18 protein-coding genes and 1 pseudogene are annotated in these 22447 nt (G+C 59.2%); 13 read left to right on the top strand and 6 right to left on the bottom strand.

Annotation, left to right across the window (positions count from 1 at the left end; all coding sequences use genetic code 11):
- Window positions 1-214: 214 nt before the first annotated feature.
- Both MUY37_RS04115 and MUY37_RS04110 read left to right on the top strand, forming a co-directional pair.
- Window positions 215-1690 (top strand): N,N-dimethylformamidase beta subunit family domain-containing protein, encoded by a 1476-nt coding sequence (locus MUY37_RS04115; RefSeq protein ID WP_499194131.1) that lies wholly within the window; start codon window positions 215-217, stop codon window positions 1688-1690.
- Window positions 1687-3012, top strand: a complete 1326-nt coding sequence (locus MUY37_RS04110) for an NAD(P)/FAD-dependent oxidoreductase (RefSeq protein WP_499194130.1) — start codon at window positions 1687-1689, stop codon at window positions 3010-3012. The genes MUY37_RS04115 and MUY37_RS04110 overlap by 4 nt, the downstream gene beginning before the upstream one ends.
- 75 nt (window positions 3013-3087) lie before the next feature.
- Here MUY37_RS04110 and MUY37_RS04105 read toward each other — a convergent pair whose 3' ends face one another.
- Window positions 3088-5385 (bottom strand): TonB-dependent receptor, encoded by a 2298-nt coding sequence (locus MUY37_RS04105; RefSeq protein WP_499194129.1) that lies wholly within the window; start codon window positions 5383-5385, stop codon window positions 3088-3090.
- 116 nt (window positions 5386-5501) lie between these two features.
- On the opposite strand from MUY37_RS04105, the gene MUY37_RS04100 reads away from it, so the two are divergent.
- Window positions 5502-6230 (top strand): TetR family transcriptional regulator, encoded by a 729-nt coding sequence (locus MUY37_RS04100; protein WP_499194128.1) that lies wholly within the window; start codon window positions 5502-5504, stop codon window positions 6228-6230.
- Between the two features lie 7 nt (window positions 6231-6237).
- Here MUY37_RS04100 and MUY37_RS04095 read toward each other — a convergent pair whose 3' ends face one another.
- Both MUY37_RS04095 and MUY37_RS04090 read right to left on the bottom strand, forming a co-directional pair.
- Window positions 6238-7641, bottom strand: coding sequence for an alpha/beta hydrolase family protein (locus tag MUY37_RS04095; RefSeq protein WP_499194127.1), 1404 nt, complete (start codon window positions 7639-7641; stop codon window positions 6238-6240).
- Window positions 7642-7663: 22 nt separating this feature from the next.
- Entirely contained in the window at window positions 7664-8635 is a 972-nt protein-coding gene (locus MUY37_RS04090; protein WP_499194126.1) for an alpha/beta hydrolase, read from the bottom strand.
- 242 nt (window positions 8636-8877) lie between these two features.
- On the opposite strand from MUY37_RS04090, the gene MUY37_RS04085 reads away from it, so the two are divergent.
- Window positions 8878-9726: a DUF6544 family protein gene (locus tag MUY37_RS04085; protein ID WP_499194125.1), complete on the top strand. Its 849-nt coding sequence runs from the start codon at window positions 8878-8880 to the stop codon at window positions 9724-9726.
- A gap of 67 nt (window positions 9727-9793) precedes the next feature.
- Here MUY37_RS04085 and MUY37_RS04080 read toward each other — a convergent pair whose 3' ends face one another.
- A complete protein-coding gene (locus MUY37_RS04080; RefSeq protein ID WP_499194124.1) occupies window positions 9794-10477 on the bottom strand; it encodes a hypothetical protein in 684 nt (227 codons plus the stop codon).
- Between the two features lie 195 nt (window positions 10478-10672).
- Here MUY37_RS04080 and MUY37_RS04075 point away from each other — a divergent pair, with 195 nt between their 5' ends.
- From MUY37_RS04075 to MUY37_RS04065, 3 genes are read left to right on the top strand one after another with little or no spacing between them, the layout of a single operon-like run.
- Complete coding sequence (locus MUY37_RS04075; RefSeq protein WP_499194123.1) at window positions 10673-12133, top strand: flavin monoamine oxidase family protein; 1461 nt, start codon at window positions 10673-10675, stop codon at window positions 12131-12133.
- Window positions 12130-12765 carry a c-type cytochrome gene (locus MUY37_RS04070; protein ID WP_499194122.1) on the top strand — a complete coding sequence of 212 codons (636 nt, stop codon included), beginning with the start codon at window positions 12130-12132 and terminating at the stop codon, window positions 12763-12765. Before MUY37_RS04075 ends, MUY37_RS04070 begins: the two co-directional genes overlap by 4 nt.
- 41 nt (window positions 12766-12806) lie before the next feature.
- A complete protein-coding gene (locus MUY37_RS04065) occupies window positions 12807-13295 on the top strand; it encodes a cupin domain-containing protein (protein WP_499194121.1) in 489 nt (162 codons plus the stop codon).
- A 1619-nt stretch (window positions 13296-14914) separates the two neighbouring features.
- Here MUY37_RS04065 and MUY37_RS04060 read toward each other — a convergent pair.
- The gene (locus MUY37_RS04060; protein ID WP_499194120.1) at window positions 14915-15067 is read right to left on the bottom strand and encodes a hypothetical protein; all 153 of its coding nucleotides are present in this window, start codon (window positions 15065-15067) and stop codon (window positions 14915-14917) included.
- Between the two features lie 44 nt (window positions 15068-15111).
- A pseudogene (locus MUY37_RS04055) lies at window positions 15112-16019 on the bottom strand (IS1595 family transposase).
- 179 nt (window positions 16020-16198) lie between these two features.
- Here MUY37_RS04055 and MUY37_RS04050 point away from each other — a divergent pair.
- The 6 genes from MUY37_RS04050 to MUY37_RS04025 all read left to right on the top strand — a co-directional run bounded on the left by MUY37_RS04050 (window position 16199) and on the right by MUY37_RS04025 (window position 22431).
- Window positions 16199-16807, top strand: coding sequence for an aminotransferase class I/II-fold pyridoxal phosphate-dependent enzyme (locus MUY37_RS04050; RefSeq protein WP_499194119.1), 609 nt, complete (start codon window positions 16199-16201; stop codon window positions 16805-16807).
- Between the two features lie 95 nt (window positions 16808-16902).
- Window positions 16903-17256, top strand: a complete 354-nt coding sequence (locus tag MUY37_RS04045) for a hypothetical protein (protein ID WP_499194118.1) — start codon at window positions 16903-16905, stop codon at window positions 17254-17256.
- Window positions 17253-18050, top strand: a complete 798-nt coding sequence (locus MUY37_RS04040) for a helix-turn-helix transcriptional regulator (RefSeq protein ID WP_499194117.1) — start codon at window positions 17253-17255, stop codon at window positions 18048-18050. The genes MUY37_RS04045 and MUY37_RS04040 overlap by 4 nt, the downstream gene beginning before the upstream one ends.
- Before the next feature lie 77 nt (window positions 18051-18127).
- Window positions 18128-18556, top strand: a complete 429-nt coding sequence (locus tag MUY37_RS04035) for a DUF2000 domain-containing protein (RefSeq protein ID WP_499194116.1) — start codon at window positions 18128-18130, stop codon at window positions 18554-18556.
- Window positions 18546-19979, top strand: a complete 1434-nt coding sequence (locus MUY37_RS04030; RefSeq protein WP_499194115.1) for an amidase family protein — start codon at window positions 18546-18548, stop codon at window positions 19977-19979. The genes MUY37_RS04035 and MUY37_RS04030 overlap by 11 nt, the downstream gene beginning before the upstream one ends.
- A gap of 136 nt (window positions 19980-20115) precedes the next feature.
- Complete coding sequence (locus MUY37_RS04025; RefSeq protein WP_499194114.1) at window positions 20116-22431, top strand: TonB-dependent receptor; 2316 nt, start codon at window positions 20116-20118, stop codon at window positions 22429-22431.
- The last annotated feature ends 16 nt before the right edge of the window (window positions 22432-22447 follow it).

Genomic DNA, 22447 nt, shown 5'->3' with positions numbered 1-22447 from the left:
CGATCCACCCCATACATGTCCTCAAGAGCTGGACGGCCCGGCTTCTTCTCGGGAACCGAGAAAGCATGAGCATTGTCGCGCACGCGTTGACAGACCGATTTAAATCGATACTTATCGATTTATGAACTTGCCATGGTTTTACCCGGATCGGGTCAGCGTAGCGCCCGGAGACGAACTCGCCATACACGCCAGCGCACCCCCTGGTCTTTACCACTTGAAGATTTCGCGGGTTGGCAGCGCAAACGAACTCAAATCGACGTTCAAGGACATCGCCGTCGACCAAGGCGAGATACCGGCAAATGTCGAATCTTCCGGGTGTAATTGGCCCGTCGTTCTGCGGTTCACGATCCCCGCCGACTGGAAGACCGGCTATTACGACCTGCACCTTGCTGGAGTCGATGGTGAAGGCACCCATCATTTCTTCAACCTGAAACCCGCACCAAGCAAACCTCGCGCTCGGGCCGCGATCGTCCTCGCGACCAATACCTACCAGGCCTACAATTACTGGGGCGGCGCAAACTCCTACGCGCATGTCGAAAAATTGATGCGTGGCGAGGTCGATGCTGCCGGGTCCGAACTGGAAGCAAAAGGGCGGCTATCGCGCATGCGGCCTTATGCGCAGGGCTTGCTGATACCTCGCCCCGGCCAACCGCGGCTGGTCAATCCCGCCCCACGCGAATTCGGCCAGCCCGCGCACCCTGCAACGCCCGAATGGATGGCTGAGCACCAGCCATCCCCTTACGACTTTTCCGCCGGCTTCGTCGGCAAGTGGGAACACGCTTTCGTGTGCTGGGCGGAAGAAAACGGGGTCGAACTCGACTATTTCACCGATCAGGATCTCGAAGCGGGTGCCGGAATCCTCGATCCGTATCGAGCCGTCTTCCTGGTCGGCCATAGCGAATACTGGTCGGCCCCTGCACGCGATGCGATCGACAGTCTGCACGAGGCGGGAGGAAATCTGATCATCTTCTCCGGCAATACGGCCTACTGGAAGGTTCGCTGGGAAGAGGACGGCCAGGAGATGGCAGTCCACAAATGGCGCGGGGAGAGCGACGATCCCCTTTGGGGCACGCCGGAAGAAAGTCGCGACGGCACGCATATGTGGTCGCACCCTGCCTTTGGACGCCCGGAAGCGGAGATGACGGGGCTCTCCTTCCTCTATGGCGGCTATCACCGCCTGGGCCTGTGCGTCGGACGGGGATCGGCCGCCTACACCATCTATGACGACAAGCACTGGGCGCTGGAGGGGACCGATCTCTACTACGGCGATTGCATCGGCGGCGACATCCCGCTGGTCGGCTACGAGAACGATGGCTGCCCCATTCGTTTCGACCGGCGCGGTCTGCCCGTGCCCGACGGAGGGTTCGGAGTTCCCGACGATCTCTCCATCATCGCGCTCGCACCGGCCACGCTGTTCGAAGACCCAGCCGCGCCCTACCCGCCGATCGTGCCGCCGGGCGATGTCTCGATACTCGCGCGCATTGCCCACGGCGAAGACAATCCGGTCAATCGCGAACGTCTGCAACACGGGCATGCGGTCATGGCCTCGTTCCGCCGCGGGAATGGCGAAGTGTTCAATGCCGGGACCACCGAATGGGTGCATGGCCTGGCCGCGGGCGATCCCTATGTCGACCGGATCACGCGCAACGTCCTGACCCGCTTCGGCGTACCGATTGGAACGTCGGATTGAACGCCTTCCCATTCCGTGAGCTGAGCCCCTGGCTTTCCGAACCGGAGGACCGGCAAGCGCCATTGCTCGGACATGTGAAAACCGATGTCGCGATAGTCGGCGGGGGCTATACGGGCCTTTCCACCGCTCTGGCCCTGCGTGAACGCGGGCTTTCTGTCGCGCTGCTCGAGCAGGATTTCTGCGGGTCCGGAGCGAGCGGGCGCAATGCCGGACATCTGACGCCGACCATCGGCAAGGATCTGCCTACGCTGGTGAGACATTTCGGGGAGCAGCGCACCGGTGACCTCGTCGGCTTCGCGGAAGAGGCGGTCAGGCATACAGAGAAGACGATCGTCCGGTTATCGCTCGATTGCGACTATCGCCCGTCGGGCAATGTAATTGCCGGTCTGCATGCCCGCCATCGCCCACCGCTGGAGCGCGCGGCCGGGGTCGCGGAGATGGTCGGCGCTCCCTTCCATTTTCTCGACGAGGCCGAAGTGCGTGCGCGCAACCTGCCGCAATTCGTCAAATTCGGCGCGATCGAGGCCAGCGGCGGGCATCTTCACCCTGGCAAGTACGTTCAGGGACTACGGCGAGCCGTGCTGCAAGCCGGGGGCGACCTGTTCGAAGGCACCTCCGTAACCTCGATCGAACGGAAAGGCAGCCGGGTCCATCTCCGAACCGCCAGGGGATCGCTCGATTGCGAGAAGCTGGTGCTGGCGACGAACGCCTATACACCATCGACGCTCGGCCGGATGGCCCATCGCGTCTTCCCGCTGCGGGTGTCCCTTTTTCGCACCCGACCGCTGTCGGCGTCGGAATGGGACAGAGTCGGCTGGGCGCGCCGCGAAGGCATCTATACCGCGCATGAATCGCTCGAAAATTTTCGCCCCCTGCCCGATGGGAGAATCCTCGGGGGCTCGAAGGTCGTTCAATATGCCTTCGGCAGCAAGCTCGCGCCTGGGTTGCAACCATCGACCTTCCAAACCTTGGCGGACCTGTTCCGCGAACGATTCCCCGAACTCGGGGATGTCGCGATCGATGATTTCTGGGGAGGATGGATCGCGATGACGGCGGATTTCCTGCCCTTCTTCGGTGCCGACAAATCGGGCCGGATCGTCCACGCAATGGGCTATAACGGGCACGGTATCGCGCAGGCGACCTTCGCCGGGTCGATGGCGGCTGACCTCGTCATGGACCGGAAAAACCGCTGGGTCGAACTTCTCCGCCGCCGCTCGCTTCCCTTGCCTCCCGAGCCGTTCCGCTGGCTCGGAGTGAAAGCGCTGCTGGGCTATCTGGGCGGGGTCGATGCGAAGGTCGATCGCGATCTCTCTCGTCCCTAAACCTGCGGATTTGCGACCCGGCAGCAGGAGTCTGCCGATCGGCGCGATCCGAACGCCGCGCCGATCTCAAGCAGCCTAGTATTTCAGGATCAGTTGAACACCATAGGTGCTCGGATCATTGTAGTTGAGCTGGTCGGAGGTGATCACGGGAGCGTATGACGTAATGTACTTCTCGCCGAAGATGTTCTTGCCCCACACGGCCAGTTCGAGACTCTCGCTGGCGTTCTGCCACGCGAGGCGCGCATTGACCTGTCCATGGTCATCGACGCGGGACAATGGGTCATTGTCGGGAAACAGGAATATCGACGATGTGTAGGAGCCGTCGATCCGGGCCTTCAGATCGCCGCTGGCCCCAAGCGGGTATCGAAAATTGACGCCTCCGGCCGCGGAAAATTCGGGCGCGTTGACCATCCGGTTGCCCGAGAACGCGGCACCCCCGAATGCGTCGAATTCCTCATACTTTCCGTCCAGCAAGGTGATCGAGGCGAAGATGTCGAAATTGCGCGACGGTCGGATAGTCGTATCCGCCTCGAACCCATAGACCCGTGCATTGCCGGCATTGACCTTGCGCTGCACCGGGATGGGGCCGGTTAGGTCGAACACGAACACCTGCAAGTCGCGATAATCGTAATAGAATGCGGCGGCGTTGAACTGGACCATTCGGTTCAGGATTTCGGTCTTGAGGCCGACCTCGTAGGCATAGAGTTTCTCTGACCCGAAAGGCTGCAGCTGGACGAGGTCCGTCGAAGCACCGCCGGCGAAACCCCCGCTATTGTATCCCTTCGAGAAGGAGGCATAGACGAGCGTGTCGTCGAGATCATAATTGAGGGCGAGGCGCCAGCTCAGATCCTCGAAACTCTCCTCGCCCGAAAAGTCGAGGATCGGGACAGTGACGTCTGAATAGGCCTTGGCCGGGGCAATGCCCCCGATTGCATCGAAGAGGCTCCGATATTCCATCGCAATCGTGTCATGGGAATAGCGCAGGCCAGCCGTCGCGGTCAGCCGGTCGGTGAGCGGAATGTCAGCCTGGCCGAACAGCGCATAGCTGTCGGTATCCTGCGTGTATGGGTAGCGCAGCAATCCAAGCGAATTGACCGGGTCGAATGTCCCGAGGAGATCGTTCGGATCGCGCAGGCTGCGCAGGAGATCGAAGGCGTTGTCGGTTTTCAGCTCGTCGTGAAAGTAATAGCCTCCGACGATCCAGTTGAAGTCTCCCCCGTCATCCGACTGGAGCCTGACTTCCTGGCTGAACTGCCTCGGACGGTCCTCGTAATAGGCCACGACGAGGTCCGCCGGGCTCGCGTCGGTATCCTCCAGCGTTTCCCGGTTGACCTGCTCATAGGCGGTAATCGAGGTAAGAAGGACCGAGCCAAGCTGGAGTTCGCCGGTCAGCGACGCGCCGAAGGTCGAGATGCGCTCCACACCCTCGACATTGTAGTCGCCTGCGAAGATGTCGCCGTCGGTATCGGCATAGCCAAGTCCATCGGTGGGCGTGCCGTCGGGAAGCGCTGCCGGATTGCCGAAGAAGTCGATACCCTGCCCGCGATGCTGGAACTGCCGCGCACCGCCAGTGCTCTTGCCGCCATGTACGCTCAGCCTGAGCAACAGATCGTCGGTCGGCCTGAAATCGAGAATTCCGCGTAGCGCCCAGCGATCGATATCGTTGACCTTGTTGCCCGTGACACGATTGAGCGTTGTTCCGTCCCGACGATGATAGGTCCCTGCCGCTCGAAAGGTCAGCGCCTCACCTGCGATCGGGCCGCCGACCCCGGCCTCGGCCACGAATTCGTCGAACCGGCCGTAAAGGATGTTGGCATCGGCCGTAAAATAGTCCGTGGGCTTACGCGACGAGAAGCGGATCGCGCCCGCCGTCGTGTTGCGACCGTAGAGCGTCCCCTGCGGCCCTTTGAGAATTTCGATCCCTTCGCTGTCGAAAACATTGAAGAGCTTTCCGGAGTTGGCGCCAAGGAAGACGTCGTCGACATAGACGCCGACCGCCCCGGTCGTGTTGGAATTGAAATCGCCGATACCGACGCCGCGAATGAACAGGGATGTGGTCGAAGCTGCGGTTCCGGCCTGCATCGAAAGACTGGGCACGAGTAATGTGAGGTCGCGCGGGTCGCGAATGCTCGCTTCGGTCAACGTGTCTCCACCGAATGCCGAGATGGCGATGGGTACGTCCTGGACATTCTGGCTTCGGCGTTGGGCTGTGACGATGATCGGCTCTCCGATCGCCTCATTCTCGTGCTTTTCTTCAGCCGACTGCCCGAGCGAGGAATCGGCATTTGTCTGGGCATGGACCTGCGGGACGCCCCCCAGGGCGCATCCAGCCAGTAGAACTGATTTGGCGGCCGAGCCGATCGAAACTTTCATAAATCCCCTCGCGAACGATCAAAACGATTCATATCGTGTTTGAGCGGGCAATTCCGCAAGAGCAGTGCCTATGTCAAGCTTAAAATGGATATTTATCGGTATTTTTATCGGGTTTTTTGATTGAGCGCGCCGATGCGCGCGTTATGATCGCCATCGAATTATCGATCGGAGTGAAGGCCTTGGGAGCAGCATCGTCATCGGGCTATCGCGAACCGCGACAGGAGCGCAGCCGCAAGCGTTTCGACGCCATTCTCGATGCGGCGGCCGCGCTTCTCGAAGACAAGGAGCCGGACGATATCAGCGTATACACTCTCGCCGAATCCTCGGGGGTGCCACCAGCGTCGATCTACCACTTCTTTCCCGATGCGAGCCTCGTCTTCGTCGCCCTGGCCGAGCGCTATTATCGCGAGTTCGTGCGCGACATGGACAGCGATCCTCCAGCCGGAATTGCGAGCTGGCAGGAATTGCACGCTTTCCGCTTCTCCGAAGCGCGAGACAAATTCAACAAACGAAAAGCTGCCAGGCGCCTGCTCTTGGGCTCGGGCCTGTCCGCGACCATCCGCGCGCGCGATCTCGAGGTCGACAGACAGCTCGCCGAATTGTCGGCTCTCGAACTCACCAAGCTCTTCGCCATCCCGGAAATTCCCAACCTCGTCGACCGGCTTACGGAGATGTTGGTCGTCAACGATGCGATCTGGACGCTCTCCGTCCATCGGCATGGCTACATAACGACCGAGCTGGACGAGCAGGCGCGCCGCGCCCGTGAAGCCTATACCCGCACTTTCCTGCCGGAATACGCGCCATTAAGAGATCAGGCTCAACCGCAAGCGGCCAGCGATACCTAAAATCTGGTCACACAGCATCTGACAAAAGGCGCGCGGCGATCCGATCCGCAACGTCGGGTTTGCGGATGAGGAAGGTGTAGAGCGCCATGTGATCCTCGTCCCGAATGATGCGGTTGTCCTCCGGCACCCGCCATCGATCGAGCAAATCGCTGGCAAGGTGAAAAGGCGTGGAGCTATCGCGCGTGCCCAGGCAGGCCAGAATAGCCTCCGGATCGATGGATGGTGTATCGGGAGGGTCGAGCAGCGGGCGCAGCTCCGCAAGCAATTGGTCGGTCCAGCCAGCCTGCCGGACTGCGTCGGTCAGCCCGAGAAGTTTCGAAAGATGCCCCAAGGCAACGACCTGATCGACATGGCCGGAACCGGCGCCGACAAAAGCCATGTCCGGACGCATGGCTTCCGGCCAGGCCCCGCAATGGCCGACGATCTGCTGCGTCACCAGGCCTCCCAGGCTGACGCCGCCCACACCCACTTTGCGCGATCCGTTTTCGCGCGCCCACGCCACGAGGATTGCCGCCTCCTGGCACTGCGCAGAAAACAATTCGAAGATCGAAACCGGCGCGCGGGCCAGATAAGGCTCCCCGCTATAGCATCCGGGCCGTTCGCGCCGCCCGTGCCAGGGCGATTCCGGCAGGAACGTCCGGATGCCCCGCGCGGCCAGCCGCCGGGCCATGTAGTCTTCTTCCGGCCAGTAGCGGATGAGGTCGTATGACATTCCCAAGCCGCTACCGAATATGAAGCTGGGAACATCTGCCTTGCCGGGCGCCGGGTCATAGACACGCGCGGTTACGACATCGCCGTTCGTGAATGCCGATGGCGAGCGAAACCGAAGAAGGTATTCCTCGCCGACCGGTCCCGGGAGGGCGTTCGACCGCGTGATTTCGCCCGGATCGGCAGGAGCGGCATAGAGTTTCGCCGGATTGGCAAGCCAATCCGCGGAACGCTGCAGAGCGAGCACTGGTGTCGGCACGGAGAAGCCGGTCGGCGCGATGCTGGATTCGTTCCAAAGGAAGCGAAACAGCATGCCGGGCTTGATCGCCCGTTCCGACAGCGAGCGCCGCTCCTCCTCGAGCGCGACGAGGTCCGATGCGTCGACGGACAGGTTTCCCCACAACGCTCGCTCCCATGTCTCGTCGACGGGACGCAGCGCCTTGCGCCGAAGAGCAAGCTCGGTGAGCGCCCTTGCCGCAGGCGCGACCAATTTGCGTTTCGCGTCCTGGTCGGCGCCCAATGCAGCAAGAAAAGCCTCTGGCTCGTCATGCTGAAAGGCCACGGCCCGTGCCCGCGCCATGCGGAATTCGCGCGGCAGCATCGCCAGTTTGAGATCGTTGAAGACCCCACTGGCGAGTGGCCGGCCCAAGGGACTGGCGAGGATACGATGCATCGTTGAAGGCTTAAGGGTGGTTCTGGTCATGAATAGGGCTTTCTGTCGGACGCTAGGCCCCTGCATCGTGTGCAAGCAATCTTGCGGTCTGGCGAAAGTTGATAGCGAAGGTGCGGTGCCCCACCTTCAAACTCTGCACCTGGGTGATGCTCCAGGCCTGGACGAATTCTTCGATCGCTTCTGCGGAACAAAACAGATCATAGGTGCCGTGAACGACTCGAAACGCATCGGGATCGCTTTTCGGTAGACCGGCAAAATGCGGAGTAACCAGCCGCATGGCTCGTTCGATCTCTCTGTCGTCGAAACCCGCATTGCTGGCAGCGCGCGCCATTCCCGCGCCGATGGGCGACCGGAAAATGGTTTGGAATGGATCGATGGCGGGGATCAGCAAAAACACCCCGTCGAGCACAGCAAGCGAGGCGGTCTGCGCTGCAATGTTGCCACCCAGACTGATTCCGCTGACGAATACTCGTCGATAGCCCTGCTGCCGCAAGGCAAGCACCAGTGCTGCTGCATCGTGTGCCCCCTGGGAGAAGCCGCGAACGAGGCGCGGGACATCGCCACTGAGAAGATACTGCCCGCTATAGCCGGACGAGCTTGGTGCCCGGTCCATATGCCAGGGTAACGCGATGACGAAGACGTCGATTCCTTTGGCCAAGAAGGGATGGGCCATGAGACGCTCGGCCAACCAGCTCGGCGCAAAGCCACCATGCAGCATGACGATGGCCGACTTCGATGGCCGATCCGCAGCAAGCCAGCGCTCGCCATGCACGCGGTCATTGGCACTGTCGCCGGAGGGAGCTGGTGAGGGGAAGGCGAAGGTTTCGACCTTGCTCCGTACGCCCTCCTCAGGATCGAACGCGATCGCCGCCGGCTCGACCGGGCGGAGCAAGGCGCGCGGGTCTCGCTCCGCCAGCGTGGAAAGCTCGTCCAGATCCGCCAGATCGGATGCGATCGGAGCTTGCTGGCGACGAGCTACCAGCCAGCCATTGAGACGATCCGCCGCGTGATGAATAGCTCTCATCGCAGACTCCAGACCGCCTGTGTCCGACCCGCGTCGGACGCCGCGCGCGGGTACGCTGTCGGTGGGTTACCTCCGGTGCGCAAGGTTGAAGCCGAACACTGTGCGCGGCGCCGCGCGGAACTGTTACTGGACGAGCAAACCGGCTGTTCGTAACGCGATTTCGAGCCGTATCGCATTGTATCGGAGACCGGTACATTCCAACATCGGCCCGGCGTCCCACTCGAACCCCGATGAGTCAGACCATGTCGAAAATCCTGATTGTGCTTGCAGTGATGGTCGCCGTGAGTTTGGCATCGCTGGCTTTCTGGCGCCGGAACGACGCACGCATCGAAAGGGCGGTGTGGGGCAAGCTTGCCGCAGCGGATAAACCCAACCCCGAACGGTTCGACAGGGCGATGGTGCAAGACCTGCCGGAAGCGGCGAGGCGCTATTTCGACTACACGATTACGCCCGGCACGCCGCTTTCGTCCATTGTCATGCTCGAGATGGAGGGGAAGCTCGGGCTCGGCGACAAGCGCAATCCGGGTTATCGCGATTTCCGGGCGCGCCAGATTCTCGCCCCGCCGCGCGGCTTCGTCTGGAGGCTCGATGCCGGCGCGATCGGAGGCTCCGACGGTCTGGTATCCAGCCGTTCCTGGACTCGTTTCTGGTTCATGGGCCTCTTCCCGGTAGTGCGGGTTTCGGACGATAGCGACCATCTGCGTTCGGCGTTCGGCCGAATGGTGGCCGAAGCCGCGTTCTGGGCACCGGCAAGCCTGTTGCCCGGTGACCGCGTGCGCTGGGAGGAGGCAGGACCTAAAACCGCTCGGGCCATCGTGTCGAACGGAGGTTTCGAGCAAGCCGTCGAGATCGCCATCGCGGCCGATGGCCGACCCACCGCCGTAACGATTCAGCGCTGGAGTTCGGCCAACCCCGAGGAAACTTACCGTTTCCAACCGTTCGGAGGGTCCCTGTCCGGCTTCCGCGATTTCGGCGGTTATCGGATCCCGACACGCGTCGAGGGCGGCAACCACTTCGGAACGGACGCGTATTTTCCCTTCTTCAAGGCCAGGATCCGTTCGGCTCGCTTCGTGAACCTCGAAGCCAAATAGATCATGCTTCGAGATTGGAACGCGGGCTGTTCGTAGTCGCACCGAGCCCGGCCAACTGGAGCGGGAATCACGCATTGGGCGAGCGAACACTGACAACCATGGTGATGAGCCAGACCGGCACGAGACCCATATAGGCCATCAGTGCGGGCTCCGCGAGCAAGGGCGTCGAGAGGAGGTTGCCCAGCCAGGCTAAAGCCGTCGCGACGCCCAGTACCCATGAAACCATGCGAAATGCGCGCATCGTTCCGTCAGCCGCGAACCCGATACAAATCCACCAGAGCGCGCCCAGCAGGAATTCGGCGCGCCCCCAGAGACCCAGATTCACGACAGCGGAGATCATTGTAAAGCTGTCGCGCAGAGCAATGCGGGCGGCTTCGTCCGGCGCCGATTGATAGAGTACCGAGAGCGTGGGCCAGGCGACCGAGAGAGCGGCTGCACCGATCGCGCCGATGAGGCAATATCCGACCCCGAACACAGTCGCGTAATTCATCACCGGATTGGCGCGCAGCCGCAGGTGAAGGAAGATCGCAATCGGAATCTGCAAAAGATAGAAGCCCAGCATATCGGCCAGCATGGCCCTCTCGAGCCAGAGTATCGCAGCCCGGTCGAGCTCGATCATCGCCGCAGGCTGCTCCAGCAAAGCCGCATCGAAATCGACGGCTGTCAACAGCAGCGGATAAACGGACAGGCACAGGACGGCGGCCAGGAGCGCCGCCATTTTCGCAAGCACAAGCCCCGATCGATCAGTCATACCACCACATCCTTTCTCTTTTTTGCGATGCTCCGCCGGACCATAAGCCACGGTCTGCTCGGAGATTATTTATCGATTTATATCTGTTTATCAAGTTGGTTGTTTGCGTCATTTTTGTCAAAATGGGAGATGATTGACGAGATATCTCTTCCCAGCTATCTCTCGATTCGATAATTATCGTGTTTTGGGGAAGGTATGAGCAATCAATCGGCATGTGGTCCCACAATCGATCGCCGCAGCCTCCTGACGAGCGGCGCACTAGCTGCGGTTGCTGTCTCCGCCGTCGGCGCGGCCGATGCGGCCGCCCAAGGTGGCCCGGAAATTCTCGACGTGATCATCGTGGGCGCAGGGCTCGCAGGCCTAACCGCTGCCCGCGACCTCGACCGGGCAGGGAACGGTTCCTTCGCGGTCCTCGAAGCGAGGGACAGGGTCGGCGGCCGCGTACTCAATCACGACCTGGCTGGAGGCCATTTCAGCGAGGCCGGCGGGCAATGGATCGGACCCGGCCAGACGGCCATTGCCGACCTCGCCCGCGAACTGGACATCGAAACCTTCGATTCCATCTACGACGGGCGCATGGTCTTCCGCTGGGGCTCCGATCAGGTCGCCTTCGAATCCGACGGCTCGATCGAAATCGAAGCGGGCTTGATGAAGCGGCTGGACGCTCTTGCGGCGCAGGTGCCGCATAACCGGCCGTGGACGGCGCCCAACGCGCGCGAACTGGACCGCATGAGTATTGCGCAGTGGCTCGCGCGCCAGGACGTCGGCGGCTTCGATCTGCTCACGATGAAGATTGCCTCCGTGCTGACGGTCGGCAGCGGCATCGGGAATTGCTCGATGCTCTATTATCTCTCGATGCTGAACTTTGCCGGGGGCTTCCAGCGCCTCGAAGCGCAGAAGGGCGGCGCGCAGCAGACGCGGTTCGTCGGCGGCTCGCAGGTTCTGGCCGACAAGATGGCGAAAGAACTCGGGGCCAAGGTGCATCTCGGCACCGCAGTCAAAGCAATCAGAAACTGGAATTCTGACATCGTCGAAGTGGAGACGACGAAGGGGCTGCTGCGCGCCCGCCGCGTCATCATGGCGCTGTCGCCGCCGCTCTGCCGCAAGATTGCATTCGCCCCTGCGCTACCCGATGCGCGCCGGGCCTTGCAGGATCGCTGGCCGACGCATGCGCCCATGTGCAAGTCCGCGATGGCGTACAAACGCCCATTCTGGTTCGATAACGGTTATAACGGCCAGATCCTCTCCGCCGATGGGCCGCTGATCTGGGCCTACGACAATTCGCCTCCGCAGCAGGAGATCGGAGTCATCAACGCCTTCCTTCGCGTCGGGGAGGTCAGTCCGGATCACGAAACCGCCAAACGGCAACTTACAGAGCTCTTTGCGGAGTCGATGGACGATAACAGGTTCCTCGAGCCGACCGAGTTCCACCTGCACGACTGGGGGCAGGAAGAATGGAGCGTGAGCTGCGTGTCGCCCATGCCCCCGGGTCTCCTGACCAGCCCCCTGATGCCAGCACTCAACGAGCCTTGCGGCCGGCTATGCTGGTCGGGCACCGAGACCGGAGGCATCTGGAACGGCTATATGGATGGCGCCGTGCGCTCCGGCAGAAGAGCCGCGCTCGAGACGCTCCAAGCGTTGAGGGCCGAGGCATGAAGCGCCGCACGATCCTGATCGGAGCAGCCCTTGCCCTTGGTGTCGGCTATTTCACCTACCCTCTGGTCGATACCTATCTCGCGGCCAACGCCATCGAGCAGCGCATGGCAAGCGAGGCTCAGGCGATCGAGCGGCAGCCGATCCTGCAAGTCGCCGAAGGCTGCTTCGGCTGCCACGGCGATGGCGGAAAAAGCAAGTCCGACATCTACCCCTCGATTGCAGGACATCCCCAAAACTATGTCGCCGAACAGCTCCGCGCCTACGCTGACGGATCGCGAAGTTCGCCGATCATGCAGCCCCTTTCGCTCTCCTTGAGCGATGCGGAGATCGATAGCCTATCACACTGGTTCGCCGCTCAAGATGGACCCACGACGAAACTGCAGTCGGTCCCCCAAGCGCTGGCCACCTGCACGGCATGCCATGGCGAGGGACTCGAAGGCTCGGCCGATCCCGGCAATCCCGCACCGAGGCTCGCCGGCCAGGGTGCGGAATATGTCCGGGCGCAGCTTCTGCTTTTCAGAAGCGGTGAGCGCGCGGACCCCACAGGAGCAATGAATACCATCGCCGCAGGCATGGCCGACAGCGACATAGGCGAGGCGGCCGATGCCCTGGCGAAACGCGATCGGCGATGAAGACCGCCGAACCAGTCCCAGTTCAAGAAGAGGAGAATGCAATGAGCAGCAACGCAATCAAGGTCATCAGAAAAGCCGACGGCGACTGGCTCGACCTGACAGGCAAGGTCCCCGGGGCAGAGGGAGTCAGTATCCGGATGCACGATGTCGACCAGGAAACCGGACGGGTGGTCATGTCGGTTCGCTTCGAGCCCGACGCCAAAATGCCGCGCCATTCGCATCACTGCACCGCCCTCGCCTACACCCTGTCCGGTCGCTGGGCCTATGACGATGGCAGCTATAGCGAGGGCGATCTCGTTCTCGAATCGGTGGGCAACAACCATCTGCCCTGGAGCGATATCGGCACCGAGATGCTGCTGGTCTTCGAATCGCCCAATGGACAATATCTGGACAACCAGTTGGAAGATGGCACGTGCTTCCATCTGGGAATGCCGTTTTTCAGCGCCGTCGCAGAGATGTCGGCCAGCGAGTGGGAGACGGCCGAAGTCCTCGGCCTGGTCGAGATGATCCCGGAAATGCGCGCGGCCTGAGCCCTCTTCACTCTGGGCCGACGCCGCAGCCATCGGATCGTCGGATCCCGAAGGCCTCAACACCGCGTCGGTCCAGGGTGCAAACCGCAAGGGACAGCGTTGGTCGATGTCGGTCCTTTGCCGAACAGCATAAAGCTCGGTTCACAACGCATCTAGCGTGTCGCACCAAGCGCAGATTGCGCCAACGCAATACGTTGAAGAAACCGATCAAGCCATCGAACAGGGCCGCGACGACAAGCGATTGCTTGTAGTGGACCTGACAGCGCTCGCGATGCGATCGGTCAGGACCGGCGCCTCGCTGCGACCCTGATCGCCAATCGGTCCGAGCGCACAGTTCAAGGCAGGTGCGCCTATAACCTCGGCTGTCACCAGAAGGTTCTTCGGACGTCCTGTGCCTGGCTGCACCGCGACAGTGCACGGTCCACAAGCGAGGCCGAGAAGACGACACAACACCGGAAGTCCATCCCCGATCCCGCATGGGCCTCGCGACGACTTCGAGAAGAGGCGGTGGTGCCCCATGGAGGACAAAGATGGGCACTCGTTTCGTTGGGAAATTTCGGCAATTATATACTTAAGTTAGCGGATTTGAGATGGCAGGCCATTCGAGACAAGCCGATGTTGAGATTGAAATCACGCCCGCTATGGTCGAGGCGGGTGTTTGGGCTTTCGGCGCTTACGCTGACGATTTGGTTGCGGCGGTGCCGGAACCTGTGTTGGCTTCGTTAGCAAGCGAGGTCTATAGGGCCATGCAGTCAAGCATCTTGGATCGAACACTTCCGCCCATATGAAGTTAGCGTATGTCGTCAGAGCGTAAAGGTCCCCTCTGACCGTCTGCCAACTGGTCGAAACCGGCTTTACTTGAAGCCTTTTCAGAGACTGTTTTCGTGTCGTTAGCGGGTCTGCTCCATATTTCCCGGCTCTGAAATTCATCGAAACGTGCATCGCATCATTTCTGAACGCGCTTAACATTCCTGCCTTCGTCGCGACCCATTCGAGATTTTTCAGTAGCTTTTTGCGGTCAGCGATCGTTCCGCGCGCGGCTTCTACCATCATTTCGCGCTGGCCTTTGTCACTCTGTATGCTGTGCCAGATACCAAAAGCAGCGTCGTGAGACGGCATTAAAGCCATGAAAATTTCATAAAACGCCCCATGCAGGGCATTCCATGCTATGGCAATTTCCCCGATCTGACGCGCATGACGGTCATTTAATTTTCGGACGTTCTCAGGCGGTCTGCGGGGTAAAACTCGTTTCGCTGGTGTAAGGTAGGGCTTAGTGACCAAAGAAAATTCCCGAAATGAGACCTACTCCGAGAAGGAGACAGAGGCCCGACGCGAGGCGGCACTGAAACGACTTCTCGCCACCCCTCCCAAGCCGCATGAGGCTAAGGGCAAGAAGCGGCGAGAGTCGAGTCAGGAAAAGGGCTAGCGGCGGGAAAGGGCCAGCAGCCGCCTTCTATTTCTATAAGGCGCACATAATGAGGCTACTGCACCGTGTTTTGAAACGGGTTGCGCACCTGCTCAAATATCATTTCGACAAACTCATGCATACCGCACCGATGCATGACTGCCAGCGCATTCATTGTCGCCATGGCCGCATCTTCAGAAAACAATCTCGCTGTTCACGGGCGACGTTCTGGTGAAAATGAAGGGCGCGCCGCCGCGATAGATGAGCCTACAATTGACGATGTTACAGGTGTCGAATCCTTCCCATCGAGCTCGACATCTTCATTCTCACACTTCGCGCCGCCAACCACTTCAAGTTCAACTTCCATATCGCTTCCTCCCTTTCCCAATCTGACGCGGTATCTGCGCGGTCTTAGGCGGCGATTGCGTCAGTCCGCCGATAGGTAAGGCGCTTGCCGATGGTGCCGGTGAGGATCAGAGCGGCGCGTTCTCCGTCGTTCATATCGCGGGTGTTGTAGCGGCAATCGAACTCGCGGCAGTAGCGGCCAAGGTGAGCCTCGCTCATGTGGTGATAGGTGCCGATCACGCCGCGCTTGAAGATCGAGAAGAAATTTTCGGCGGTGTTGGAGTGCTTGAACCCGCCGTAGGTGACGTATTCCTTGGCGCTGTGGTTCACACTGTAGTGGCGGGCCATCTCGCGGCCCACGGCGGTGTAAACGGGGCTCTCGTCGGTCATAAGGTGAGCCGAGCGATCGACGTTGGGACGATCAGGCTGCGCACGGCCTTAGCGTTCACGTTGGCGACGTGGAAGCTGCGGGCGTGGCCCTCGCGCTCCACCAGTGCGACAACGGCCTTCTTGGCGGCAGGCTTGCGTGTGGCGCGGTCCGTGGCCTTGCCGCCGACATAGGTTTCATCGGTCTCGACTACACCGCTGGCGCCGCCGAGCGGGCCGCTGGGGCTTTCCATGGCTTCGCGGATGCGATGGCAGAGGAACCAAGCGGTCTTGTAGGTGACACCGATCATACCGCCCATCTGCGCGGCGCTCATGCCCTTCTTGGAGGCCGCCACGATGTGAATGGCGAGAAGCCACTTGTTCAAGGGGACGTGACTGCGCTCCATGACGGTGCCAGTGCGGACGGTGAACTTGTCGCGGCAGTCGTTGCAGAGGAACATCCCGGCCTGCGTCTTTCCGGCCATCCGGGTGACGTGGAGCGAACCACAGTGCGGGCAGCTAGGCTCTCCGTTCCATCGCGAGGCCTCAATGTGAGCCTCCGCCTTGGCAGCGTCGTGAAAGATCGGGTTGGTGATGTCGATGTCCATAGGACATTGTACGCCAGAAATGACCTGCTAAGTAAAGTATATAATTACCCGACGATGCGATAGATCTGGACAAGATTGACTTCGCATTATCAGATAGACTGCCCGGCGACGGAGTCGTAATTCAGGGCACCTGCCGCAATCCAACGGGTATCGATTTAAATAGAGCGTAGTGGGAATTATTGGCCCACATCTTCAGGACTAAAAATCTAGTGCCTATCATTGATATCGCCTATTGCGGCCTGGGTGGCGAGCCAGATGATGACCTCAAGAATGTTCGTCGATTCTTATCAAGCGTTGACGAAGCCCTCATCTGTGTTTCAGCCTCGAAATCATTTGGGCTTTATCGCGAGCTAACTGGATGCCTCCTCTCGCTTACGGCTTCGCTCGAATGTTCTGAGCGGGTCTCAAGCCAGATTGATGATCTTACTCGTGCGGCCTATTCCATGCCGCCAGCTCATGGAGCCGCGATTGTGGCGTTGATCGCTAACACACCGTCGCTTTCCGACGATTGGATTGGCGAATTGAGAGCTATGCGTGCGCGGCTTGCCGACCTGCGTGCGGAGTTTGCGCGTTCGCTACAAACAGTCGAAGCGCAAGTCGCTGCATCCTTAGTTGAATCGAGCAGCGGGATGTTCTGCACGGTGCCGCTCAAGCCAGGGGCAGCACGGCGTTTGAAAATTGAGAAGGCAATTTACCTACCAGAGTCTGGTCGAATTAATCTCTGTGGCCTTTGTCCGGAAACGACCGCCCGTGTGGCGAATGCAATATCCAAGGAATTGGTGACTTAGCATAGCACGCTCGTTCGTATGCACTGCGAGCAAATTCGTTCAAGACACTCAATAGGGAATAGCGGCACGATCACCCGTTTGAAAGGTATATGGCAGTGAGCGCCAAGGACACAATTTTAAGCCTCGTGAGGCACTATAATAATCGCGAAGCCGAAAAAGCCCAGGCCCTGCTTGACCCAAAACTTGAATGGGGCAGGCAGTTATTGCGTGACATGCAAACCACTGGGAAAACGGGTATCGTCGAGATCCGAGATCTAATCTGCTGTGGTACGCGTGTTGCTGAGTACTGGGTCGAGGAATTCGAGGACTGGTCTAAGCGTTCAGTCATAGGCGTGAATTTTTACGAAGTGCTGGATGGGCAGGTAATCAAGGTCGATCAAGTCGTGGAGCAACGAGATCGAGCCCAAGAAAAAAGGGGCGGTATTAACTGCCAAAGCAACAAACCATGAGCAATGTTTTGTCGATCGAGGTGCGAAATGCTCGACGAAATTTTGTTGCGGCTCGGGTCTGCCGCAATCTGTCGGACATGCATCTGCATGACACGTTCACCGTTTGCCTTATGCGAAAGGGACTGATCGAGTTTAATGTTCGCGACAAGGTGCTACGGGCAAAGCCAGGAGACGTGTTCGTCATCCATCCATTCGAAGTTCACTGGGGCGGCAACCCCGTCGATCCGATCGAATACGATGTGTTTTACGTCGGGCCGGAGTTGATGAACGATTGGACGCGGCATTCAAGGTACCGTGACGGATTCGCCCAGCTTGCGCAGCCTGTCATCCGTGAACCATCATTGACCAAGCCAATATTCGACGCGGTAGATTCCACCGCCCATGGAGCTATCGATCCGGAATCTGAAGGGCAGATCGCCGATGCGATTGCCAATATGTTCGACACTTTGCAGGATGGAGTTCGCAGTACCGGGCTTCCGTTGGGAGTTTGTCGATCGATCGAAGAGGCTTGTGAGATCATTCATCGCAGCGCGGGTGAGGAGATTAACCTGGAAAATTTGGCGTCCGAGGTGGGAGTGAGCAGATTCCACTTCTCCCGATTGTTTCGCCAAGTGACGGGCACAACCCCAAGCATGTATTTGCGACATTATCGTCTTGCCCAAGCGACGCGCGCTATCCTCGCAGGAGATAGTTTTGCCGGGGCAGCGATCGAGGCGGGGTTCGCGGACCAGGCCCACATGAATCGCACCTTCAAATCGGTTTATGGGTTCACACCAAAAAGCATCGCGCCCTAGAAACACGATCCCAGCACCAGCAAATCCATTCAATGCGTTCGCCTTCCTCCGCGGCACGGTAGAAGCCGGAGCGAAGCATGAGTTCGAAAAAGACTGTCCTAATTGTCGATGCTGAATTGCCTATCGGTTTGGTTGTCAACGCCGGAGCCATCTTAGGTATGGCTTTTTCTTCGCATCTATCGAGGCCCGTTTGCAGAACCCTGACTGATGCGGACGGCGAAATCCATTACGGTCTTCATGACTTGCCGGTGCCGGTGCTCAGCGCTGAACGCGCCCAGCTTCGCGATATAGCGGTGATGTGCCGGGAGCTGGCACGCAATCAGGCCTGCGACCTGTTTATGATTGATCTGACAGACGCAGCTCAGACGAGTCACACCTACGAACTGTACGCTGAGCGTTTGGCAGAGATGCCCTCTGATGCGCTTATGTACCGCGCGCTTTTGATCAACGGAAAACACAAACGGGTTGAGAAATTTACGAAGGATCTGAAGTTATATGGCTCTTGATGCACTGGAGTGGGGCAACAGATCGACCTTCCCGCTTAGGTCAGTGACTGACTATCAGCGAGCATATTCCGAAGGCCGGCTGACACCCGTCGAAGCTATGAAAAGGCTCCTGCCGTCGGCGCGAGAACTAGACGAGAAATACTCGATCTTCATAACGCTAGATGAAGCTCGAGTACTTGATCGAGCGCGCGAGGTCGAAGGATGGGGTGCTTCGGCCTGCTTGGCCAATCCTCTCTGGGGCGTGCCGATATCAGTGAAAGATCTCGTGCTAACGGAGGGCCTGCGGACGACGTTGGGTACGGCCGCGTTGTCAGACCACGTCCCTTCTTGCAGCGCGCCGATCATTGAGCATCTCGAGGCTGCGGGCGCGATAGTTTTCGGCAAAACGAATGCCAATGAGTTGGCTTACGGCAGCGATGGCTTCAACGCCCATTACGGTCAAACGGGAAACGCGTCTGATCGCACCAGAATAGCTGGAGGCTCGAGCAGCGGTGCCGCGGTCTCGGTTGCGTGTGGTTTAGTGCCCCTTGCCATCGGCACCGATACCGCAGCGTCTATTCGCGTGCCTGCAGCATTCAACGGCATTTATGGTTATCGACCCTCCCCTGGACGCTACAACAACAGGGGGATCTCACCCATCGCCCATACTTTGGATGTGGTCGGACCGCTTGGCGCGACTTTCGCTGACATCATGGCTTTCGACAGTGTATTTGCAAAGGCTAGCGAGCGTAGCGCACAGCCTCGTGAGATCGAGGGGCTAAGGCTTGGGGTGCCCGCTAGCGCCTATCATGAGAGCGTTGCCTACGAAGTTTTGCGTTGCTTCGAGAGTTACCTTCATGAGCTTGAAACGCGCGGTGCGCAGCTAGTGCACGAGCCGTTTGACGAGTCATTGGAGGCTGCGGAAACGGGCCTTTACCCGATCTTGTTCACCGAAACATGGGAGGACATGAGCAACTTCTTGAGCGAGTGGGTTCCGACAGTGAGTATCGAGGAACTGCAGCGCGGCCTAGGCCATGATGTTGCCGCATTATGGGACCTTCACGTGGCACCCGATGCCGAGCAACGCTTTGCCGACTGGACCTACGCGTACGCCAAGAACGAGGTTCGCGAGCAACTAAAAACTGCCTATTCAGATTATTTCCGGCGGCACGAAGTGGATGCGCTTGTATTCCCATCAACAGTAAGCACGGCTCCGCCTATCGACAGAGCTCAAGAAGAGACCATCGTCGTCGACGGCAATTCGCTGTCGATCTTCATTAATGATCGAAATTCGGGGCCTGGGGCGCTTGCTGGAGCGCCCGGCCTGACAATTCCGATTGGGCGTAGCCAGGACGGCCTGCCCATCGGGGCATCGCTCGACGGGATCCCCGACATGGACACTCAGTTCCTCGCGGCTTGTGCGAAACTTTCTTTCAGCCAATGACGACAGCATGTTTAGGACGACCGGAGTCCGACAGCAATACCGTTCAATCATTTCACAACCTCCCTCGCGAAACCTTTCAATATGACGGTTTCGTGAAGTCAAAGCGATCCTGCTGGATCGCGATGGGGAGGAAAAAATGAAGACCAAAACATCGGTATCCATAGTCGCTCTCGTATGCGCGCTCGCCACTCCGGCAATCGCCGCAGCGCAGGATCAGGCATCCGAGCAACCAGCTTCCAGTGAGGAAGAGCAAACTGAGCCTGTAGCAGCAAACAACACAATTGTTGTGACGGCAACAAGGCGTGCGGAGAGTCTGCAAGATGTCGGTCTGAGCATCTCAGCAATTGGAGAGGAAGCAATCGCAGCTCGCGGTATTAACGATTTCTTTGATTACGGTTCTTCGATTCCCAACCTTTCCTTCGGTGCAGTCGGCGACGGCGCATTGAACAATCGATCAGTGAGCATTCGCGGTATCCAAGGAGATGGGACGACAGGTTTCTACATTGACGAGGTTCCGATCGAAGAAAGCATCGACCCTCGGATCGTCGATATTGAACGCATCGAAGTACTTAGAGGACCTCAAGGCACGCTCTACGGTGCACGTTCCATGGGGGGAACAGTCAGGCTCATTACTAAACAACCCGACCCATTCGAACTTTCTGGCAGAATTCGTGGTCGCCTGTCTGCCACTGAGGAGGGCGGCGTCAATTATTTCGCTGACGGGGCGCTCAATGTTCCGCTCGTAAGGGACGTGCTCGCGGTCAGAATCCTCGGATTCTATCAATATGAAGAAGGCGTTTTCGACCGGGCTTTTGGCGGGATCACCAGCGGTGCCGGATTTCCGACTGCGGTTCCACCGGCGACAGGCCTGGAAGAGAATGTCGATGACGTTACCGCCTTCGGTGGTTCGCTCGCTCTTAGATGGGAGCCGGCGGAAAACTTCAGCATCACCCCGAGGATCATTTACCAGAAGACCGAGTTGGACGGCTTCCCGTTCGCGGACAACGACCCGGACAACTTCACGCAGCGCGCGATTTTCAACACTGCTGAAGGCGGTGAGGACGAGTTCCTTCTGGCCACGCTGACTGCAGCCTATGACGCAGGGTTCGGTGAATTTATCTCGGCCACAGGGTATTTCGATCGAAGCACCTTCGAATTTGAAGACTTCTCGCCGTTCATTCTTGCATTCGCGGGGACAGATGCATTCACCGGCATTCCTGGCGGTTTTGGACTCCAAGATCCGATCGAAAGCCAGATCTTCCAGCGCTTGGGATTGGAAAGCTGGACGCAGGAATTGCGCTTCGTTTCCGATCTGGCAGGCGCCTTCCAATTCACGGTGGGAGGCTTCTATTCCAGCCGCGATACGATCGAGGATTTTGTACCAGCTGCCGATGCGCCTGGTCTCGACGCAGCAACGCCTGGTGCTCCCTTCGGGACCGATACGATCTTCACGAGTGAAACCAGGCAGACGATCGAAGAGCGCGCCCTGTTTGGGGAGGGCACGCTCGAATTGAGCGAAAACCTTCGCCTGATTGCGGGCGTCAGGGTCTTCGAAAACGAAATTGACTTCGTCGATACGCAATTCGGGATTGTTGTGGGGCCGCAAGAGGTGACGGTTAGTGGGCGCCAATCGGAATCCGGCAGCACGCTCAAGTTCGGTGTCGAACTCGATGCGTCGGACGACGTCCTGCTTTATGCCACAGCTGCACAGGGTTTTCGAATCGGCGGTGTCAACGGCACGGTCCCGGTCGCAACCTGCGGAGATGAGTTAGACGCCGCCGGGATCTCGCCTGACTCAACAGCCACCTTCAACTCGGATAGCCTTTGGAACTACGAGCTTGGCGCAAAGACGTCGTGGTTTGGCGGGCGGCTGACGGCGAACGCGGCACTTTTCTATATCGACTGGCAGGACATTCAGCAGACTCAGCTTCTCGCATGCGGTTTTTCGTTCGTTACGAACGCGGGAGCTGCGGAGAGCATAGGCGGAGAGCTTGAGTTTTCAGCAAGGTTCGATGGTGGCTTAAGGTTGGGATTTAATGTCGGCTACAATGACGCGACGATCACCGAGGGCGGACAGGGGCTGGCCTTTTCTGCAGGCGATCCGGTTCAACAAGTGCCTGACTGGACGTTTTCGGCAAACGCTGAGCAGGAATTTTCGGTCAGTTCAACGTGGGATGGCTTTGCCCTCGCCGACCTCTCTTATGTCGGCGACAGTTTTAGCGCGACCAACGATGCCGCCAATCCCCGACTGCGACCCGATTACCTAATCCTAAATCTGCGGGGAGGAATACGCCGCGATGATCTCGAGATCACGGCCTTTGTCGATAACGTTACCAACGAGATCGCTAACCTTTCTGACAACCGATCCCTAGCCGCGGAAATTCCAGGGCGTCAACGATTGGTCGTGAACCGGCCGCGCACCTTCGGCATCGAAATCCGCAAATCGTTTTAACTTCTTAGCCCGAACT

Origin of the sequence: Qipengyuania sp. ABI-127-1, assembly GCA_022953095.1 — a bacterium.
Taxonomy (GTDB): domain Bacteria; phylum Pseudomonadota; class Alphaproteobacteria; order Sphingomonadales; family Sphingomonadaceae; genus Qipengyuania.
The sequence above is the reverse complement of the archived record's forward strand: the minus strand, read 5'-3'. Positions and strand labels throughout refer to the sequence as shown.

Bases quoted from the DNA above. Each gene is read 5' to 3' on its own strand.
- MUY37_RS04070 (WP_499194122.1), top strand. From the start codon at position 12,130: ATGAAGCGCCGCACGATCCTGATCGGAGCAGCCCTTGCCCTTGGTGTC.
- MUY37_RS04030 (WP_499194115.1), top strand. From the start codon at position 18,546: ATGGCTCTTGATGCACTGGAGTGGGGCAACAGATCGACCTTCCCGCTT.
- MUY37_RS04040 (WP_499194117.1), top strand. From the start codon at position 17,253: ATGAGCAATGTTTTGTCGATCGAGGTGCGAAATGCTCGACGAAATTTT.
- MUY37_RS04025 (WP_499194114.1), top strand. From the start codon at position 20,116: ATGAAGACCAAAACATCGGTATCCATAGTCGCTCTCGTATGCGCGCTC.
- MUY37_RS04075 (WP_499194123.1), top strand. From the start codon at position 10,673: ATGAGCAATCAATCGGCATGTGGTCCCACAATCGATCGCCGCAGCCTC.
- MUY37_RS04105 (WP_499194129.1), bottom strand. From the start codon at position 5,385: ATGAAAGTTTCGATCGGCTCGGCCGCCAAATCAGTTCTACTGGCTGGA.
- MUY37_RS04035 (WP_499194116.1), top strand. From the start codon at position 18,128: ATGAGTTCGAAAAAGACTGTCCTAATTGTCGATGCTGAATTGCCTATC.
- MUY37_RS04085 (WP_499194125.1), top strand. From the start codon at position 8,878: ATGTCGAAAATCCTGATTGTGCTTGCAGTGATGGTCGCCGTGAGTTTG.
- MUY37_RS04080 (WP_499194124.1), bottom strand. From the start codon at position 10,477: ATGACTGATCGATCGGGGCTTGTGCTTGCGAAAATGGCGGCGCTCCTG.
- MUY37_RS04065 (WP_499194121.1), top strand. From the start codon at position 12,807: ATGAGCAGCAACGCAATCAAGGTCATCAGAAAAGCCGACGGCGACTGG.
- MUY37_RS04095 (WP_499194127.1), bottom strand. From the start codon at position 7,641: ATGACCAGAACCACCCTTAAGCCTTCAACGATGCATCGTATCCTCGCC.
- MUY37_RS04090 (WP_499194126.1), bottom strand. From the start codon at position 8,635: ATGAGAGCTATTCATCACGCGGCGGATCGTCTCAATGGCTGGCTGGTA.
- MUY37_RS04060 (WP_499194120.1), bottom strand. From the start codon at position 15,067: ATGGAAGTTGAACTTGAAGTGGTTGGCGGCGCGAAGTGTGAGAATGAA.